1 protein-coding gene is annotated in these 597 nt (G+C 68.5%); it reads right to left on the bottom strand.

Going from position 1 to position 597, the window contains the following annotated elements; genetic code table 11:
* Positions 1 to 73 precede the first annotated feature (73 nt).
* Positions 74 to 511 carry a phage terminase small subunit P27 family gene (locus CKO11_RS17225; RefSeq protein ID WP_223641538.1) on the bottom strand — a complete coding sequence of 146 codons (438 nt, stop codon included), beginning with the start codon at positions 509 to 511 and terminating at the stop codon, positions 74 to 76.
* Positions 512 to 597: the final 86 nt, after the last annotated feature.

Below are 597 nucleotides of genomic sequence, written 5' to 3'. Positions count from 1 at the left end.
GGCGAGGCGCACGAGCTCGCCGGCGGTCTCGCGGCCCTCGACCACATCGAGCGCATAGCGCGAGACCGGATGGTCAATCGGCTCCATTGAGGGTCTTCAGGATCTCGTCGAAGAGGTCGCCCTGTCCGGTGACGCGGACGCGGGCCTCGTCGACGGGGGTGAGGCCGAAGCGGGCGGCGAGCTGGTTCATGACGGCGATGGCATCCTGCCGCTGGCCCCAGACGGCGCGCTTCTTCGGCTGGCGGCCGTTGCGGGTCTCGACCTCGTACCAGCTGCCGAAGGCCGCGATGTCGCCGGTGAAGCGGATGACATCGGCGACGGCCTCGCAATAGACCGCGAACGGATCCTCGAAGGCCGGCTCGAGCCGCTTCTTCGCCACGAGCACCGGGGTGAGGCGCTCCCAGACGTCGCGGCCTTCCGCGCTCATCCAGCCCGGCGCCTCGGGCACGGGCGCCGCGAGGTCGCCCTTCATCGGGATGACGTTCGAGACCTTCGGCTTCTGCCCGCGCATGGTGAGGCTCCTCGTTTCTCTCTGCCCCGTGGGCTTTTTTTGCCAATTCGCCGCGCGTGAAAAGGAAGGTTCGAGCGCCGGTTACT

This window comes from Rhodobacter sp. TJ_12, assembly GCF_020023995.1.
GTDB lineage: Bacteria > Pseudomonadota > Alphaproteobacteria > Rhodobacterales > Rhodobacteraceae > Rhodobacter.
The sequence above is the reverse complement of the archived record's forward strand: the minus strand, read 5'-3'. Positions and strand labels throughout refer to the sequence as shown.

Excerpts from the sequence above, each read along its gene's own strand:
- CKO11_RS17225 (WP_223641538.1), bottom strand. The coding sequence starts at position 511 with ATGCGCGGGCAGAAGCCGAAGGTCTCGAACGTCATCCCGATGAAGGGC.